Genomic DNA, 18,010 nt, shown 5'->3' on the forward strand with positions numbered 1-18,010 from the left:
TATGCCCTCACCACAAGAGTGAGGGCATGGTTTTTTGCCTCAGTGCTGTATGCCAGACCGCTCAGAAATCTCTTCAGCGGATAAGATATTAACGGAGGACGTCACGTCTTTTGCACGCGCATATCGGTCCGGCACCCCCTCCGGGCGGGTTTTGAAGCGCCGGTGCAGCCACATATACTGTTCTGGTGCCATGCGTACCGCTTGTTCGATCGCTCTGTTCATTTGCGTCGCAACAGATTCTTTATCTCCCCCCTGCAACGCCTCGCTGATATCCTCCAGAATAATCAGTTCATAACCGCTGCCATCCACCCTGCGTCGCGGCACAAAGGGAATGACGGCGGGCTTAGCGCTTTTGACCAGCATATAGCTTCCAGCGGTCGTCGCGGCATCCGGAACCGCAAAGAACGGCACAAAGACGCTATTGGTTTTGCCATAGTCATGATCCGGGGCATACCACAAAATTTCATTCTGCTTCAGCGAGCGGATCATGCCTTTTAAATCATGACGATCGAGCATAGATTTATTGGAACGCAGACGCCCTCGCGTCTGTAGCCAGTCCAGCAGGGCATTATTATTAGGACGATATACGCCAATACCGGGGTTGAGCATGCCAAATATCCGCGCGCCCAGCTCAAGTGTGAGAAAATGCATTCCCACCAGCACCACGCCATTACCTTTCGCCCGCGCCATTTCCATGTGCTCATAGCCCCTAACGGTAAAGCATTTCTTAACCCGCCACGCAGGCCAGAACCATGCCATTCCGGTTTCAATCACCCCCATTCCTACCGATTCAAAATTACGCTGCAGCAATGACTCTCGCTCCGCCTTTTTCATCTCCGGGAAACAAAGCTCAAGGTTGCGGCGGGCAATTTCGACGCGGCGGGGAAGCAAGCGCATCGCCAGTCGACCAAGACCATGACCAATTCTGAACAGAAGCGGATAAGGGAGCAGCATGATAAGCCACAGCGCGGCAATGCCTGCCCAGCTTAGCCAGTAACGGGGATGAAGAAAGGCGAATGAAAAACGGGGTAATTTTGTCATCAGAAAATTATCCTTTAACGTGTCTGTCCTTAATTGATTCTGTTGGAGATCTTTCCTAAGGATTAATAATAAGTCAGTCAGAAACGTTAAGTGTAGCGGATAAGACAAAACGCATTTTTATCGTTTTTTGCGAAAAACGGGAAGTTGAGCCGGGGAGGACTTATCCGCTCCCCGGCAAAAGATTTACATCGAATACCCTGGCTTCTTAATCAGCTCATCCAGCTTCGGACCTATCTCGGTATCCCAGACCTGGGCTTTCCAGTCTTCCGGCGCTACCTGGTTCAGCGCAACCGACACGGAACTGTCTTTGCTGTTGAAATGGCGAATGATGACGTCGGCAATATCCGCCGCCAGCGCAGTTTTTTGTTCGTCGTTCAAATCGCGGGGAAAACATTTGATATCTACATGTGGCATGTGCAGGTTTCCAGTTATGAGCCAGGGTTCCACGTTATCAGATAATATTGTTTGCCTTTAACACCTTGTGCAGTTTCGGAAGCTGAGTAACCGTGTCCGCAATCGCTGTTATCTTCGGGGTATTCGCGGCAAACCATTCATGACGAGGCCCCCAGGTGCGCGTGACCACAATATACACATCAAGCAGCGTCAGGCGTTCACCCAGCGCATAAGGGCTCGCCTTGAGTTGACCGTCGAACCACTGATAGAGCGATTTACGGTACTCAATGCAATTTTTCTGCAGCTGCTCCGGCGCATCTGGCGCCCAGCGCTCGGGGTAATCGGCATACGTGAAGGTGGGGTAAACATTGGCGACAAACCAGATCAGTAAACGCTGAAACTGCTGGCGTTCGGCCTGTTCTGGAGGTGGAGCAAGCTCGGGACATTTATCGAGTACCATCAGAGCAATCGCCGCGGTTTCTGTCATGATGGTCCCATTTTCCAGCTCCAGCGTGGGCACCTGGCACAGCGGGTTCAGCTTGTGCAACAGCTCACGCTGCGGACCGGGCTGGTCAAACCCGTCCACGTTGATAAATTGATAAGGGATATCAGCCAGGGTTAGCATCACTTCACTGATTGCCGAGCCCCAGCCGGGTACGCCATAGAGTTTAATCATGTTGCCCCCTCAGGGATAAAAACCCTAAGTGTAGAGCACCTTTAGTAGGTTAGTAGGTTATCCCAGGGGGGTTGACCTCGGAGCGCTCCACTGCTTCGCCCTGCTCTCCCCAGCGCGCCAGCACCTTCTGGTAATCTCCCCGCTTAATTGCCCCGTCCAGTGCGGCTTGCAGAGCATAAACCAGCTGATTCCCTTTTTTGGTCGTGGTGGCGACCCAGGCTTTTTTCGGCCCTAAACCGACCACGCGGGTTTTGCCGGTCAGTGCAGCTTTATACGCCGACACCGACTGCGGCCCAAAAAAGACATCTGCCCTGCCGGACTGAATATAGAGATTGCCCGAGGCATCGTCGGTCAGATAGACCGGTAGCGCAGGTTCACGCCCTGCCTTTTTGTTCTCTTCGTTCCAGCCCAGCAGAATACGTTCCTGATTCGTGCCAGAGCCAACGATCACCTTTTTCCCTGCCAGATCTTCCGCACTTTTGATTGACTGAATCTCGCTCGTGGATTTCACCGAAAAGGCCAGTGAATCGACGCGATAGGTCGCAAAATCAAATTTCTCTTTCCGCTGCTCGGTTACCGCAATATTCACCAGCGCCACATCATAGCGCCCGGAGGTGATCCCCAGCGGCCAGTCTTCCCACGCCGTGGGGACCAGCTTCAGTTTTAGCCCCAGACTGCCCGCCAGCAGACGAGCAATATCCGGATCGCTGCCAATCCGCGTTCGATTATCGCTGGCAAGCAGCGCCAGCGGCGGAGAGTTCAGCGCCGAAATGGCCACCGTCAGTGTTCCCGGTTCAACGAACGTATAATCCGCAGGTATCTTTGCCACCGCCTGGGGATCGACCGTTACCGGCAGAGGTCGCTCGTTTGCTGTTAAATCTAAGCTGGCGTGGCTGGCAGCCGAAAAGATCAGCCCCACCAGAAGTCCATATTTCATCTGCGCTCCTTACAGCACTTTTGACAGAAACTGGCGCGTTCGCGGGTGCGACGGACGGTTTAAAACCTCGTCACTGCTGCCCTGCTCCACAATTTTACCGTCGACCATAAACACCACCTGATCCGCCACTTCCCGGGCAAAACCAATCTCGTGGGTCACCACCACCAGCGTAGTGCCGGATCGGGCCAGTTTTTTGATCACGTCCAGTACTTCGCCCACCAGCTCCGGGTCGAGAGCCGAGGTGGGTTCATCAAACAGCATCACGCGAGGACGTAACGCCAGTGCACGAGCAATGGCAATGCGCTGCTGCTGACCGCCGGAGAGGTGACGCGACCAGGCATCCGCTTTATCGCGTAAACCCACGACGTCAAGCAGGCTCCAGGCGTGCTCTACCGCCTCTTTTTTGCTGAGTTTCTTATGCGCGACAGGTGCCTCAATTAAATTTTCCAGCACCGTGAGATGCGGAAAGAGATTGAAGTTCTGGAACACGTAGCCCACGTTGACACGCTGTTTGAGGATCTCTTTCTCCTTCAGCTCGTAGAGTTTGTCTCCCTGACGGCGGTAGCCAATGTAATCCCCGTCGATCTGGATAAAACCCTCGTCGACTCGCTCCAGATGGTTAATGGTGCGTAAAAGGGTCGATTTACCCGAGCCGGACGGCCCGAGGATCACCGTGACCGATCCCGGAGGGATCTCAAGCGTGACGTTGTCGAGCGCTTTGTGGCGGCCAAAAAACTTACTGACTCCGGTAATGGAAATGTGTCCTTCAGGAGAGGCTTGCATGGATGGGCTCCTGTGCTGGCGAGGTGGTAACAGACCGGGTACGGCTGGCCGCACGGTTCTGATTAACGGCAGAACGGCGTTCGCTGCGGGCAAGACCGCGCTCAACGACATGCTGTATAGCGGACAAAACGGTGGTAATCACCAGATACCAGGCAGCCCCCACCATCAGCAGAGGGATCACCTCCTGCGTACGGTTGTAGATCATCTGAATGGTATAAAACAGTTCCGGCATCGCCAGGACATAAACCATCGCCGTACCTTTGGCGAGACTGATGATTTCATTGAATCCCGACGGCAGAATGGTGCGCAGTGCCTGGGGCAAAATGATGCGCACCGTGCGTCGCCATGCAGGCAGACCAAGCGCAGCGGCAGCTTCATATTGCCCGTGGTCAACGCCGAGAAATCCGCCGCGAATAATCTCTGCGGTATAGGCGCTCTGAACGAGGGTTAACCCCACTACCGCAGTGGAAAACTGCCCCAGCACGTTGATGGTTTCAAAGCTGCCCCAGGTGATGCCGGTGAACGGCACGCCGAGCGAGAGTGTGTCGTAGAGATAGGAAAAGTTGTACAGGATGATCAGCACCACGATCAGCGGTAACGATCGAAACAGCCAGATGTAACCCCACGCCAGGCTGCTCAACAGCCAGGATGAAGAAAGTCTCGCCAGGGCCAGCATGCCGCCAATCACCACGCTCAGCGCGGTGCCGATCAGCGTCAGCAGAAGCGTTTGCCCTACACCTTCAAGGATCACCGGGTCAAAGAACCAGCGGGCGAACACTGCCCACTCCCAGCGCGGGTTAAAGGCTACGGACTGAATCACGCCCGCCAGCACAAACAGCGCTACCGCGGCACCAACGGCCCGCAGCGGATAACGCGCCGGGACCACCTTAATGGTTTCAACGTTGCTCATCGTCGTTCCTCATGCGGTTTTACTGAACGCTTCGCGTACCAGCGTTTTGGTGAAACGCAGCCGACCGTCAAACGGTGGCTGACTGTACTCTTCCGGATTGCGGTTGAGATCGAACTGCGGTTGGTACCCCTGGCTGAGATAGAGCCTGACCGCCTCCGGCTGACGAAAACCGGTGGTGAGGTAAATCTGGCTGTAACCGGCCAGCACCGCCCTGCGCTCCAGTTCCGCCACTACCCGGCCAGCAAGTCCCTGCTGACGCAGGGATTTATTTGTCCAGATACGTTTAATTTCAGCGGTACGCTCGTCAAAGGGTTTGTATGCGCCGGTGGCAATAATCTCGCCATCGCGCTCCAGCACAATGAACAGCCCCTGCGGCGCTAAGTACCACTCGGTAAGTTCCACTTCAGCGTCTTTAGAGAAGTAGTCACCGTAGCGGGCCGCATATTCTCCAAACAGCCCCTCGATAACAGGTTGAAGATCCGCATCTTCTGGTGACACATCCCGGAATTGTTCGCTCATAGCCCCTCCTTAGTCACCCAGACCCGCCGGGTTTACTTCAGATTGCGGGATACGCTCCACTCCTTCTCCCCAGCGGTTCAGCACTTTGTCGTAATCACCGTTTTTGATGACGCCGTTAAGTGCGGTTTGCACCGGCTCGACCAGGCCACTGCCTTTTTTCAGCGTCACTGCAATGTGCGCCGCCTTCGGCCAACCACCGTCGACGCTGCCCACCAGTTTGGTTTTACCGGTTAACGCCGCTTTCCACGCGCCTATTACGTTCGGGCCAAAATAGGCATCCGCACGTCCTGACTGGAGTGCCAGCGTTTGCGCCGCATCGTCTTTGGTGTAGACAGGGGTAAAGGGTTTGAGCCCTTTCTTGAGGTTTTCGTCATTCCAGGCCAGCAGGATGGCCTCCTGATTGGTGCCTGAGCCGACGATAATTTTCAGCCCGGCAATATCCTCTGCTTTCTCTATCGACTTCAGCGGGCTGGTCGATTTCACGTAGAAGCCGAGGGAATCCTTACGGTAGGTGGCAAAATCAAACTTCTCTTTGCGCGCTTTAGTGACCGTGATATTGCTGATGGCCGCGTCATATTTACCGGAGGCCACGCCCAGCGGCCAGTCCTCCCAGGAGGTGGGCACCACGTTCAGCTCCAGGCCCAGGCTGTCGGCCACCAGACGGGCGACATCAACCTCGCTGCCCAGCAGCGTTTTGTTGTCATCTGAAAACACCGTCAGCGGCGGTTGATTCAGCCCTGCCACCGCGACGGTAAATTTCCCCGGCACGGCAAACCGATAATCCTTAGGCAGTTTTGCTACTGCATCACTGTTTTTGGTCGTGTTGATCGGCGTTTTATTGGCCTCAATGCTGACGCCAGTACCGTTAATGTTCACATTCTCTGCCCAGACGGCAGGGGTAAAGGCCAGCGCAAGCGCCAGAATAAGCGTTTTTTTCTGCATAGCGGTATTCTCTTTTATTGTTTTATGAACTGGTTTTGGGGTTCGTCTAAGCCCAGACTTTCGCGCAGCGTGGTGCCCGGGTATTCGGTACGGAACAGGCCACGGGCTTGTAAAACGGGCACCACCTGGTCAACAAAGCGCGGGAAGGTGTCCGGCGTCCCGCCCTGAATGATGAATCCGTCAGCCGCATAATCCTCAAACCAGGCTTGCAGACCGTCCGCCACCTGCTCCGGCGTACCGGAAAAACGCGGGCGCGGTGAAGCCGCCTCAAGCGCCACCTGACGCAGGGTTAAGTTGCGCTCCCGGGCATTACGTTTGATTTCATCGGTAGTACTACGGAAGCTGTTTTTACCTAAATCACCGATATCCGGGAACGGTTCGTCGAGTGGATACTGGCTGAAATCGTGGTGCTCGAAATAACGCCCGAGGTAGTTCAAAGCATCATTAATCGACACCAGCGCCGCCGTCGTTTGATATTGGTTTTCCACATCATCGGCGTCTTTTCCGACAATCACGCTGACGCCCTGGAAAATATGCAGATCTGACGTGCGGCGTCCGTTAGTTTCCAGTTGCTGCTTCACGTCGCGGTAAAAAGCTTTTGCCTCGTCGAGCGTATCGTGATGGGTAAAAATGGCGTCGGCATGTTTCGCCGCCAGTCTTTTACCGTCATCCGACGCGCCCGCCTGAAAGACAATCGGACGCCCTTGTGGTGTACGGCCAATATTCAGCGGTCCGGCGACCTGGAAGAAGTCACCGTGGTGATCCAGCGCATGCAGTTTGGCCGGGTCAAAAAACTGACCGCTCTCTTTATTGCGTACAAAGGCGTCACCTTCCCAGGAGTCCCAGAGCCCTTTCACCACGTCGAGATACTCGTCTGCAATCCGGTAACGCAGGGTATGTTCCGGGTGCTTTTCGCGGGAAAAGTTCTTCGCAGAACCTTCCAGCGGCGAGGTCACCACGTTCCAGCCCGCACGCCCGTTGCTCAGGTGGTCAAGGCTGGCGAACTGGCGCGCCGTGGTAAAGGGCTCGCTGTAAAAGGTGGATAAGGTTCCCACCAGCCCCAGACGTGAGGTGATACTTGCCAGCGCGGACAATACCGTCAGCGGTTCAAAACGATTTAAAAAATGCGGGATCGATTTTTCGTTGATATAAAGGCCATCGGCAACGAATAAGAAATCGAGTTTCCCCTCTTCCGCTTTTAATGCCGTCGCTTTTACAAATTCAAAATTAATACTGGCATCAGCGGTGGCCACCGGGTGGCGCCAGGCTGACATATTCCCGGATGCACCATGCAAAATGGTCCCCAGCCGCAATTGTCGGTTTGCAGACATATTTACCTCTTCTGAATTAAACGTGTTGCAGGGCTTTTTCCGCAAGCTGTGCAAAATAGCGGGCAGCCGGCTCAATTAGGGCTTCATCCGGATTAAATGCCGGGTGGTGTAAACCAAACGAACTATTGCTGCCAATGCTGACAAATGCCCCCGGGATCTGCTGCAAATAGACGGCAAAATCTTCCCCTCCCATATGCAGTTCGGCGTGCCGGGTCTCATACCCCGCTTCCCGGGCGACCGAGGTGGCAAAATCTGCCCAACGTTCATCATTCACCAGCGCGGTGGGCCCGGCGTACCAGGTAATATCAATCTGTGCGCTGAAGGCGCTGGCAAACCCGGCGGCGATTTCTTCCACGCGGGTTTTAACATTCTGCTGCACCTCCGTACGATGAGTGCGCAGTGTGCCTTCCAGCTCGACGCTTTCTGGCAACACGTTCCAGGTATTCCCACCCGCAATACGCGTAACGCTCAGTACCACCGAATCCAGCGTATTGACGTTACGGCTGGCGACGCTTTGCAGAGCGGTCACCAGTTGACTCGCCAGGACAATCGCATCGTTGCCTTCATGTGGCCGGGCAGCATGCGCGCCTTTACCGGTTATGCGAATCACAAATCTGTCGACGTTGGCATAGAATGGCCCGCCACGGGTGGCGAACTCGCCGACCGACAGCGAAGGTTCGTTATGCATGCCGAAAATCGCGCTGACATCACGCAACGCGCCGGCCCGCACCAGGCTTTTCGCACCACCGAAGTTCTCTTCGGCAGGCTGAAACAGGATTCGCACCCGGCCGTTGAGCAAGGATTCCCGCTCTTTCAGTTTTAACGCGGCCCCAAGGATCACGCTGGTGTGGATATCATGCCCGCAGGCATGCATCACGCCCGCACGCTGTGAGCTAAACAGCACCCCGCTGCGCTCTTCAATCGGCAAAGCGTCTATATCTGCCCGTAGCGCAATCAGCTTGTCACCGGTCCCGATTTCCGCCACCAGACCGGTTGGCAGCGCGTAAGGCAACGGCGTTATGCCTGCCTTTGTCAGCCACTGGTGCAGGCGTGCGGTGGTTTCTACTTCCTGACCTGACAATTCCGGGTTCTGATGCAGCTCGCGCCGCCAGGCAATCAGTTGTTCGCCAAAGCTCATACCGTGACCTCCTTGTTAAGCCGCGCCTGGGCCAGCAGACGCAGGGACTGCACGCGCGCAACGCCATCCGCAACCGGGGTATCAATAATGAATTCGTCAATGCCCCACTGTTCATGCAGGGCGTTCAGTTGTTCTAGGACTGATTCAGCCGTACCGGCCAGCAGAGACTGGGCCCGACGGGCAATACGTACCGGTTCGCTGCCCGCCTGACGTGCAAAGGCATAAGCCTGTTCTTCGCTGGCGACGGTCACGCGCTGGCCGTTTGCCAGCTCAACGCCCCACACCTCGACCTTCTGCGCAAGCGCGTCTGCTTCAGCCTGCGTCGGCGCAACAATCGCCTGTACCGCCACTATCACGTCGCGGACGCTGTTTTCACGCCAGGTGGCGATCACCTCGCGCAGCAGATCCGGGTCACCGTTCAGGTGTGCGGCAAAAACAAAGTGCCAGTCGAGTTTTGCGGCCAGCAGCGCGCTTTCAGCACTTGCGCCCAGCAGAAAACCCTGTGCAGGTACGGGCGGTAGCGGCGTTGCGCGAACAACCTCTTCCGCAGCCTGGTTTTCTGGGCGGATCCAGTGGTCAAGATGAGCCAGTTGTTCGGCAAAGCTGCCCTTTTCCTGTTGATTCAGACCCTGCTGCAGCGCGCGGGTCGAGAGTGGCAGCCCACCCGGGGCTTTTCCGACGCCGAGATCAACGCGATCCGGCGCCAGGGCGGCCAGAACGTTAAAATTCTCGGCAACTTTATACGGGCTATAGTGCTGGAGCATGACGCCGCCCGACCCCACTCGAATGCGCGTTGTTTGTCCCAGGATCCAGGCAATCAGCAGCTCCGGTGAGGGACTGGCCAGCTGCGGTGTGTTGTGATGTTCAGCAATCCAGAAGCGGTGATAACCCAGGTTCTCTGCCTGTTGCGCCAGCATCAAAGTACGCGCCAGTGCATCGGCAGCGGTTTCGTTTTCAGCGATGGGGCTTTTATCCAGAATGCTGATTCGCCATGACATGTTGCGTTCTCGTTTGACTTAACATGGCGACATTATTAAAGGCGTATTTCACTACTGAGAAACAATTAATTTACATTTAGTTTGCCGGAAATCAGATATCCAAAACCATGCAAAGACTAAGACTTTTGAGGTGCAACCACTTTTCTGCCCGCATCCGAGCCAACAGGGTCGCGCAAATCATCACGTTTTCATTCTGTTAACGAAACGCTATTTCGACATCTTAATTTACCTCGCGGAGGTGATCTCCCGCTTTTAATTTGGCTTATGTCATTTATTTGCAGGGGATGACGAAACTGCGCTCGAAATTATTTTCATTTTTATTACATTGACTCAGTTTAATAGATAAAAAATAATTAGCACCAGGTATTTCGGACAAGCAGAATTTAATAGAGAATACACGGCAGACAGCTATAAAAATAATTACATCAATCTTGCCTGAGTGTTTACCAGGCGGTTTTTATTCTTTCACATCATCATGGAGTTACTCATGAGGCGTAACAGTCCCGTTACACAAAGCGAGTATTTTCTTAACGAAGGCTCGACGTTAATGTCGACCACCAATACGCAAAGTCATATTACCTATGCCAATTCCGCTTTTATTGAAGCTAGCGGATATAAAGAAGAACACCTTATGGGTGAACCGCATAATATTATTCGCCACCCCGACATGCCTGCCGAGGCGTTTGGTGACATGTGGTTTACCCTACAACAGGGGGAAACCTGGACAGGGCTAGTCAAGAACCGTCGTCAGAACGGCGATCACTATTGGGTACGCGCTAATGTGACGCCAGTCTGGCAGGATGGAAACTTAACAGGCTATATCTCCGTGCGGAATATTCCAGCACGCGAAGAGATCGCTGCCAGTGAAAAACTCTATGAGAAAGTACGCAATAACGAATTAACGCATCATCGTTTTTACAAGGGATTATTGGTTCGTCGCGGTTTATTTTCTTTCATGTCTCTTTTTAAACGACTCAGTACCAGCAAAAGAATCTATCTCGGTATTACAGTGACGGCCCTGCTTTCCTGTTTGCTGATTTTATTATTCCCGAATACGCTTACACAGTTCGGCGGTCTGGTTCTGCTATTTGTAACCCTGGCATATTATCTTCATGCACAAATTGCCCGGCCGGTAAAATCCATTGTTCAACAGATGCAGTGCGTGGTTTCAGGGCGTAAAACCGAGTATTACCACTTTGACAGGATCGATGAAATCGGTCTGATGATGCGTCTGGTCAACCAATCCGGTTTAAACCTGAATTCTCTGGTCGACGATGTCGGGGCGCAGATTAACGGGATTGGCACTATCAGCCAGCAGGTCGCCAAAGAGGGCGCGGATCTGCAGGCGCGTTCTGAAGAGACCGCAGACTTTCTGCAGCAAACCGCAGCGGCGGTGGAAGAAATTGCCAGTGCCGTTAAGCAAACGGCGGAAACCGCAAAAGAAGCGATCCTGATGGCGGATCGCACCAGTGCCAGCGCCCACTGCGGTGAAGCGATGATGAAAGAGACTATCGGCATGATGCAATCCGTTTCGCAGGATAACAGTCAGATCGTCGATATCATCAGCGTTATCGATCGCATCGCCTTTCAGACCAATATACTGGCGCTAAATGCTGCCGTTGAAGCGGCACGCGCAGGTGAAGCCGGGCGCGGTTTTGCGGTGGTGGCGGCTGAAGTGCGAAACCTTGCGCAGCACTCCGCGACGGCGGCTAAAGAGATCAAAACGCTTATTGAGAAAAACGTCTCCAGTGTGAACGCGGGTGTGGAAAAGGTGGAACAAACCGAAACGCAGCTGACGGTCATGATCGACAATGTTCTGCAGATGTCCTCCCTGATTAAGGAGATCGGTCATGCCACTCAGGAACAGACTCAGGCGCTGACGCTTATCAACGCGTCCATCTCCCGTATTGGTGCAATGACGCATAACAATACGGGGATGGTGGATAATGTCACTCAGGCCGCTAATCACCTGACGCAGCGCACAACGCGCCTGCAGCAGGCAATTTCCGTTTTTGGCGGTTAGTCGTTCAGGCACTGCCCGTCAGTAACTTTTTCCAGCCACTTTACCGGGCTACCGTTTACGGATTCGGCGATGGCAATGTGCGTCATCGCCCTGGTTAAGCGGCTCAGCCTCTTTGCCCCACTCCTGTAACCAGCCACGACCCTGCGTCACGATCATTTTTATTACCCAAGCCGTCGCCAGCATACCCTCGCCTTTTCGTTGCTGATTGAAGCGTTGCGTTTGCAATGAGTTCATTTCACTGCGCAACCATTAAGCAATATTGATGAATAAATCATCAAGTCACTAATGGGTTCGTCTAAAAAATCACCACGATTCAGCATCTTGTGATCCACGTCTGCTCTGACCACACGATTTCCTTCGACCTGCATCACTTTCGGCACGGTTATATTTTGCGTCGCTTATGAATTGCAGGTAGGATGCCTCGCCATGTTTCGCCTTATCCATACGTAGAATCACTGGGAAGGCGACATGTGTTTGCGCAGAAGCAATCGTTTGTATTGCACTCTGCCAGGCAGGACTATCACGATAATGGTTCAGACAGGCAAACAGGTAACTCAATGAAAACAAGCAATAAAAGCGCAGCCGATCATCATGCTGCTAAACGTCGCTGGTTGAACTCCCACGAAGATGGCTACCACAAAGCGATGGGCAACCGTCAGGTTCAAATGATCGCCATCGGCGGCGCTATCGGAACGGGTCTGTTTTTAGGTGCAGGCGCTCGCTTGCAGATGGCTGGCCCAGCTCTCGCCCTGGTCTATCTGGTGTGCGGGATCTTCTCTTTCTTTATTCTTCGTGCACTGGGCGAACTGGTATTGCATCGCCCTTCAAGCGGCAGCTTTGTCTCTTACGCCCGTGAATTCCTCGGTGAAAAAGCGGCCTATGTTGCAGGCTGGATGTACTTCGTCAACTGGGCGATGACCGGTATTGTCGATATCACCGCCGTGGCGCTGTATATGCACTACTGGGGCGCGTTTGGTGATGTGCCGCAGTGGGTCTTTGCGCTTGGCGCGTTGGCCATTGTCGGCACCATGAACATGATCGGCGTGAAGTGGTTTGCGGAGATGGAATTCTGGTTTGCACTGGTCAAAGTGCTGGCCATCGTCGTGTTCCTGATCGTGGGTACTGTCTTCCTCGGCAGCGGTAAACCACTGGATGGTAATGCCACTGGCTTCCATCTGATAACCGATAACGGCGGATTCTTCCCGCACGGTCTGATGCCAGCGCTGGTACTGGTTCAGGGTGTGGTGTTTGCCTTTGCCTCTATCGAACTGGTGGGTACTGCTGCGGGTGAATGTAAAGATCCGCAGACGATGGTGCCAAAAGCCATTAACAGCGTGATCTGGCGTATCGGTCTGTTCTACGTTGGTTCCGTGGTACTGCTGGTTCTATTACTGCCGTGGAACGCCTATCAGGCGGGTCAGAGCCCGTTTGTGACCTTCTTCTCTAAGCTGGGCGTGCCTTATGTTGGCAGCATCATGAACATCGTGGTACTGACCGCAGCGCTCTCCAGCCTGAACTCCGGGCTTTATTCTACCGGTCGTATCCTGCGCTCCATGTCCATGGGCGGTTCTGCGCCGAAGTTCATGTCGAAGATGAGCAAGCAGCACGTGCCTTACGCGGGTATTCTGGCGACGCTGGTAGTGTATGTATTCGGCGTATTCCTGAACTATCTGGTCCCGTCCCGGGTCTTCGAAATCGTTCTGAACGTTGCTGCGCTTGGTATTATCGCATCCTGGGCCTTTATCGTGGTCTGCCAGATGCGTCTGCGTAAAGCCATTAAAGAAGGTAAAGCCGCTGACGTGAGCTTTAAGCTGCCTGGCGCGCCGGTGACCTCCTGGCTCACCCTGCTCTTCCTGTTCAGCGTGCTGGTACTGATGGCGTTCGATTACCCGAACGGCACCTACACCATCGCCACTATACCGCTGCTGGCTGTACTGCTGATTGCTGGCTGGTTTGGCGTACGTAAACGCGTTCACGAAATTCACAGCACCGCGCCGGTTCATCCTGATGATGAAAAACACGACGCGCCGCTGGTTGAAGAAACGTCGCGTTAATCATTAAAAAGGGAAGGCAGATGCCTTCCCTTTTTTTACATCACAGCGTGATACGAATTACGTCGTCAGGTTGGGTTGCCTCCTGCTGACGGGTAGATTTCTGTTTTACCGTCACATACAAGGTTTTGCCATCCGCAGAGAGCGCCAGGCTGTTCGGGTAGACCGGCGTGTCGAAGGTTTTCGTCACGTTGTAAGATTTCGCGTCAATCACGCTCACCTTACCGGCTTCACGGTGCGTCACATACGCTTCATTGCGTGCCGGGTTAAACAGCACGACCAGTGATTCTGGTGCTGAGATTTTCTCGATCACGCTGCCGTCTTTCAGGCTCACCACCAGCACTTCCGGCTGTTTTGAATCGGTCAGGAACGCGCGCTGGCCGGCAGTATCGAGGCTCAGATTCAGGTAGAAGTGCTCTTTCCCGTCGTCCTGCACTTTTTTACGACTCAGGATTTTGTTGGTGGCCGTATCAATCGTCACCAGCTCACCGTCGGCATTGGTGGTATAGAGGCGTTTCGCCTGCGCATCCAGCGCCAGACCGGTGCTATAGGTGCCGGTATTAGCAATAGTCTCTTTCAGCTTCAGCGTTGCGCCATCCACCACCCAAATCACGCTCTCTTTACCCACACCAGTGATATAGACGGTGTTAGTGCTGTCATCAGCCACCAGCTGGCGTGGCTGCAGCGGTTTGACGGTTTCACTGCGCTGGCGATTATCGAGCACAAGACGCCCTTTCACGTCGCCCGTTTTGGCATCAATGGCCGTCACCGCGCCGTTGATGGTGTTACCGAACCACAGCGTTTGGCTCGCCTTGTCAAAGGTGGCACTGAAAGGTTTGAGATCGCTATGAATCGCCTGCGTCACGTCCAGCGTGACCGGGTCAAGGCGATAGATAACCCCGCCCTTATCGGTTTTACGGCTTTGCGACGTCGCAACCCACAGCGCATTCTCCTGCTGGCTTACCGCCATTTCATACGCCCCTTTCCCCACCGCTTTACGCAGGATCTCTTCGGCGGCGTGCACCTGGAAGGTGCTGGCAAACAGTAACGTAGCAGACAGCAGAGAAAGGCTCAGTCGCGGCGAGCACAGATGACGTAAAGACATAACAATTCCTTTTCTGAAAAGAGGGTTTTCTGCTGACATCACTTCCGGCAGGCAACGTCCTGGCATTGCCTTTTGATAATGAGAATAGTAATCATTAATCAACAAAATGTGGAGTTTTTCTTTCCCTCGCCCACATTCATTAACGCAACGTGCGGTTAAAGTTTTCAAAACATTTACAAAACCTTTAACATATAGGCACATGTTCCATTTGGTTCGTTTAGATACCACAACCGGTTTTACTCATGAAAATCATTTCCGCCCGTAAGGCATCTCTGATGCTGGTTCCTGTTATTGTTGCGCCTCTCACTGCGATGAGTGCGGATGAACAGACCATGATCGTCAGCGCTACACCGCAAACTGTATCGGAACTCGATACTCCAGCCGCGGTGAGCGTCGTGAATGGCGATGATATGCGTCAGGCCACGCCACGCATCAACCTGTCTGAATCACTGGGTAGCGTTCCAGGCCTGCAAATTCAAAACCGCCAGAACTATGCGCAGGATCTCCAGCTGTCAATGCGTGGATTTGGTGCCCGTTCAACCTTTGGCGTACGCGGTATCCGCATGTATGTCGACGGTATTCCAGCCACCATGCCTGACGGACAAGGGCAAACCTCCAACATCGATCTTTCCAGTGTGGACACTGTGGAAGTGCTGCGCGGCCCCTTCTCTGCCCTGTACGGCAACGCCTCGGGTGGCGTGATTAACATCAACACCCAGACCGGGCAGCAGCCGCCGACCATTGAGGCCAGCAGCTATTACGGCAGTTACGGTACCTGGCGCTATGGCATGAAAGCCACGGGGGCAATGGGTGACGGGACACACGCAGGCGATGTGGATTACACCGTTTCCACCACCCGCTTCACCACTAAAGGCTATCGTGACCACAGCGGTGCGCGGAAGAATCTCGCCAATGCCAAACTGGGTGTGCGTATAGATGATGTCAGTAAACTCACGCTGATCGTTAATAGCGTGGACATGAAGGCTAACGATCCGGGTGGACTCGATTACCAGGAGTGGCGGAATGACCCGCGCCAGTCTCCGCGCGGCGATCAGTACAACACCCGTAAGACCATCAAACAGACCCAGGCCGGTCTGCGCTATGACCGCCAGCTCAGCGCCCAGGACGACCTTAGCGTGATGATGTATGCCGGTGAGCGTGAAATGACGCAGTACCAGTCGATACCTTATCAACCGCAGCTTAAGCCATCTCACTCTGGTGGTGTGATTGATATGCAGCGCCATTACCAGGGCGTTGATACCCGCTGGACGCACCGTGGCGAGCTGCTGGTGCCGGTGACCCTTACCACCGGCCTGAACTATGAAAACCTGAGCGAAGATCGTCGCGGGTATGAAAACTTCGTGATGAATAACGGCGTGCCGGAATACGGTGTGAAGGGTGACAAGCGCCGTAACGAACGTAACCTGATGTGGAACGTCGACCCTTATCTGCAAAGCAGCTGGCAGCTGACACAGAAGCTCTCTGTGGATGCGGGTGTGCGTTACAGTTCGGTCTGGTTCGACTCCAACGATCATTACATTACGCCGGGCAACGGGGATGACAGTGGTGACGCGAGCTATCACAAGTGGCTCCCGGCGGGCTCCGTGAAATATGCCATGACGGACGCGTGGAATCTCTATGCTGCTGCCGGGCGCGGATTCGAAACGCCAACAATCAACGAACTCTCATATCGTTCAGATAACCAGGGCGGTCTGAATATTGGCCTGAAACCTTCCACCAACAATACGTATGAAGTGGGGAGCAAAACCCGTATCGGCAATGGTCTGCTAACGGCTGCGCTGTTCCGCACAGACACGGATGATGAGATCGTGGTCGATTCCAGTTCCGGCGGCCGTACCAGCTATAAAAATGCCGGTAAAACCCGTCGTCAGGGGGTGGAGGTTTCCCTGGACCAGCAGTTTGCTGAAAACTGGAAGCTGAAAATGGCGTGGACCTATCTGGACGCCACCTACCGTACTAACGTATGCAGCGACGCAGACTGTAATGGAAACCGCATGCCAGGTATCGCCCGTAACATGGGTTATGCCTCGTTTGGCTGGCAGCCGGAGGAAGGCTGGTACGCGGGTTCAGATGTCCGCTACATGAGCGATATCATGGCCGACGACGAAAACACGGCGAAAGCACCGTCGTACACCGTGGTTGGGCTGAATACCGGGTATAAGCTCAACTATGGTAACTGGGGAATGGACGTCTTTGGCCGCGTAGATAACCTGTTCGACAAAGAGTACGTCGGCTCGGTTATTGTCAACGAATCCAATGGTCGTTATTACGAGCCTGCACCCGGGCGTAACTATGGCGTAGGTATGTCGATCTCTTATCGCTTCGAGTAAGCAAAAAGAAAAGTTTATTTTATTAATGAAATAACCCTCCTGATGGCAATAAGCCATCAGGAGTTATTCACCGAATAAATAATTAGCTACGGTATATAGTCGCTGTGTTAAATAATCTCTTAGTTAAAATATTGTCGCTGTAAAAGAGAATTTGCTTCATCAATCAACTTATCAATCGCCTTCTGGCAGTCGCCCACATCCCGTCGCTCAAGGGCCGCAAGTAGCTCATCATAGTGATACGTCGACATCGTGATGTCGTTGAGTTCCTGGTGCAGATAGTTAATGCACGGCCCAATGCGGACCCATAACTGTTCAATTAAGGCATTGAGCGTAGGCATTTCCGCATACTGATAAAGCGTAAACCGGAAGACACGATTTGCATGCAAGGCCTGCTGAACGTTACCATTACGCATGGCGTCATGAAAGGCGTCCGACAATTTGTGAAGCACCTCCAGCTTGCCGTCAGACATATTCTGACATGCTGCGGCAACCGCCATCGGCTCAAGTTGTTTTCGGATGGCATTAATCTCGTTATAACGCTCCAGCGTCACCTCAGGCACAAGAAATGCCTGTGCTGGCGTGGCATGTAATGCCCCTGATGACACCAGACGCAAAAGCGCCTCACGAACCGGGGTAATACTGGTGCCTAATTTTTCGGCGATCTCTTTCGTAATCAGTCGTGCCCCAGGTTTGAGTGAGCCTGTAATTAACGCTCCTTTCAAACTGAGTTCAACTTGCATGGTAAGACTGATCCTTTGCGCTTTTTCTAAATGATCCAAATCAAGCATGTTCAATTCCTGTAGCTAAAGCTC

The 18,010-nt window shown here is 53.7% G+C and carries 14 protein-coding genes and 2 pseudogenes; 3 read left to right on the forward strand and 13 right to left on the reverse strand.

Annotation, left to right across the window (positions count from 1 at the left end; translation table 11 throughout):
• Positions 1 to 39 precede the first annotated feature (39 nt).
• The 10 genes and pseudogenes from LCD46_11740 to LCD46_11785 form a co-directional block, all read right to left on the reverse strand.
• Positions 40 to 1,041: an LpxL/LpxP family Kdo(2)-lipid IV(A) lauroyl/palmitoleoyl acyltransferasee gene (locus LCD46_11740; GenBank protein ID UOY68792.1), complete on the reverse strand. Its 1,002-nt coding sequence runs from the start codon at positions 1,039 to 1,041 to the stop codon at positions 40 to 42.
• A 183-nt stretch (positions 1,042 to 1,224) separates the two neighbouring features.
• The gene (gene pptA / locus LCD46_11745; protein ID UOY68793.1) at positions 1,225 to 1,455 is read right to left on the reverse strand and encodes a tautomerase PptA; all 231 of its coding nucleotides are present in this window, start codon (positions 1,453 to 1,455) and stop codon (positions 1,225 to 1,227) included.
• 37 nt (positions 1,456 to 1,492) lie between these two features.
• Entirely contained in the window at positions 1,493 to 2,110 is a 618-nt protein-coding gene (locus LCD46_11750; GenBank protein ID UOY68794.1) for a glutathione S-transferase family protein, read from the reverse strand.
• A 49-nt stretch (positions 2,111 to 2,159) separates the two neighbouring features.
• Entirely contained in the window at positions 2,160 to 3,047 is an 888-nt protein-coding gene (locus LCD46_11755; protein ID UOY68795.1) for an ABC transporter substrate-binding protein, read from the reverse strand.
• A gap of 9 nt (positions 3,048 to 3,056) precedes the next feature.
• Positions 3,057 to 3,830 (reverse strand): amino acid ABC transporter ATP-binding protein, encoded by a 774-nt coding sequence (locus tag LCD46_11760; protein ID UOY68796.1) that lies wholly within the window; start codon positions 3,828 to 3,830, stop codon positions 3,057 to 3,059.
• Positions 3,814 to 4,740, reverse strand: a complete 927-nt coding sequence (locus LCD46_11765; protein UOY68797.1) for an amino acid ABC transporter permease — start codon at positions 4,738 to 4,740, stop codon at positions 3,814 to 3,816. The genes LCD46_11760 and LCD46_11765 overlap by 17 nt, the downstream gene beginning before the upstream one ends.
• A gap of 9 nt (positions 4,741 to 4,749) precedes the next feature.
• The gene (locus LCD46_11770) at positions 4,750 to 5,259 is read right to left on the reverse strand and encodes a GNAT family N-acetyltransferase (protein UOY68798.1); all 510 of its coding nucleotides are present in this window, start codon (positions 5,257 to 5,259) and stop codon (positions 4,750 to 4,752) included.
• Between the two features lie 9 nt (positions 5,260 to 5,268).
• Positions 5,269 to 7,532: pseudogene (locus tag LCD46_11775) on the reverse strand (NtaA/DmoA family FMN-dependent monooxygenase).
• 16 nt (positions 7,533 to 7,548) lie between these two features.
• Positions 7,549 to 8,670, reverse strand: coding sequence for an amidohydrolase (locus LCD46_11780; GenBank protein UOY68799.1), 1,122 nt, complete (start codon positions 8,668 to 8,670; stop codon positions 7,549 to 7,551).
• Positions 8,667 to 9,668, reverse strand: coding sequence for an LLM class flavin-dependent oxidoreductase (locus LCD46_11785; GenBank protein ID UOY68800.1), 1,002 nt, complete (start codon positions 9,666 to 9,668; stop codon positions 8,667 to 8,669). The genes LCD46_11780 and LCD46_11785 overlap by 4 nt, the downstream gene beginning before the upstream one ends.
• Positions 9,669 to 10,155: 487 nt before the next feature.
• On the opposite strand from LCD46_11785, the gene LCD46_11790 reads away from it, so the two are divergent.
• Positions 10,156 to 11,691 (forward strand): methyl-accepting chemotaxis protein, encoded by a 1,536-nt coding sequence (locus LCD46_11790; protein ID UOY68801.1) that lies wholly within the window; start codon positions 10,156 to 10,158, stop codon positions 11,689 to 11,691.
• Here the strand turns inward: LCD46_11790 and LCD46_11795 are convergent.
• Positions 11,688 to 11,847 (reverse strand): annotated as a pseudogene (locus tag LCD46_11795) (cupin domain-containing protein). The gene LCD46_11790 and the pseudogene LCD46_11795 overlap by 4 nt on opposite strands.
• 401 nt (positions 11,848 to 12,248) lie before the next feature.
• Here LCD46_11795 and ansP point away from each other — a divergent pair.
• Positions 12,249 to 13,745: an L-asparagine permease gene (gene ansP, locus LCD46_11800; GenBank protein ID UOY68802.1), complete on the forward strand. Its 1,497-nt coding sequence runs from the start codon at positions 12,249 to 12,251 to the stop codon at positions 13,743 to 13,745.
• A 40-nt stretch (positions 13,746 to 13,785) separates the two neighbouring features.
• Here ansP and LCD46_11805 read toward each other — a convergent pair whose 3' ends face one another.
• A complete protein-coding gene (locus LCD46_11805; protein ID UOY68803.1) occupies positions 13,786 to 14,847 on the reverse strand; it encodes a YncE family protein in 1,062 nt (353 codons plus the stop codon).
• A 242-nt stretch (positions 14,848 to 15,089) separates the two neighbouring features.
• Here LCD46_11805 and LCD46_11810 point away from each other — a divergent pair, with 242 nt between their 5' ends.
• Positions 15,090 to 17,198: a TonB-dependent receptor gene (locus tag LCD46_11810; GenBank protein UOY68804.1), complete on the forward strand. Its 2,109-nt coding sequence runs from the start codon at positions 15,090 to 15,092 to the stop codon at positions 17,196 to 17,198.
• Positions 17,199 to 17,317: 119 nt separating this feature from the next.
• Here LCD46_11810 and LCD46_11815 read toward each other — a convergent pair whose 3' ends face one another.
• The gene (locus tag LCD46_11815) at positions 17,318 to 17,986 is read right to left on the reverse strand and encodes a GntR family transcriptional regulator (protein ID UOY68805.1); all 669 of its coding nucleotides are present in this window, start codon (positions 17,984 to 17,986) and stop codon (positions 17,318 to 17,320) included.
• Between the last annotated feature and the right edge of the window lie 24 nt (positions 17,987 to 18,010).

This window comes from Enterobacter ludwigii, from assembly GCA_023023105.1.
GTDB classification, from domain to species: domain Bacteria; phylum Pseudomonadota; class Gammaproteobacteria; order Enterobacterales; family Enterobacteriaceae; genus Enterobacter; species Enterobacter adelaidei.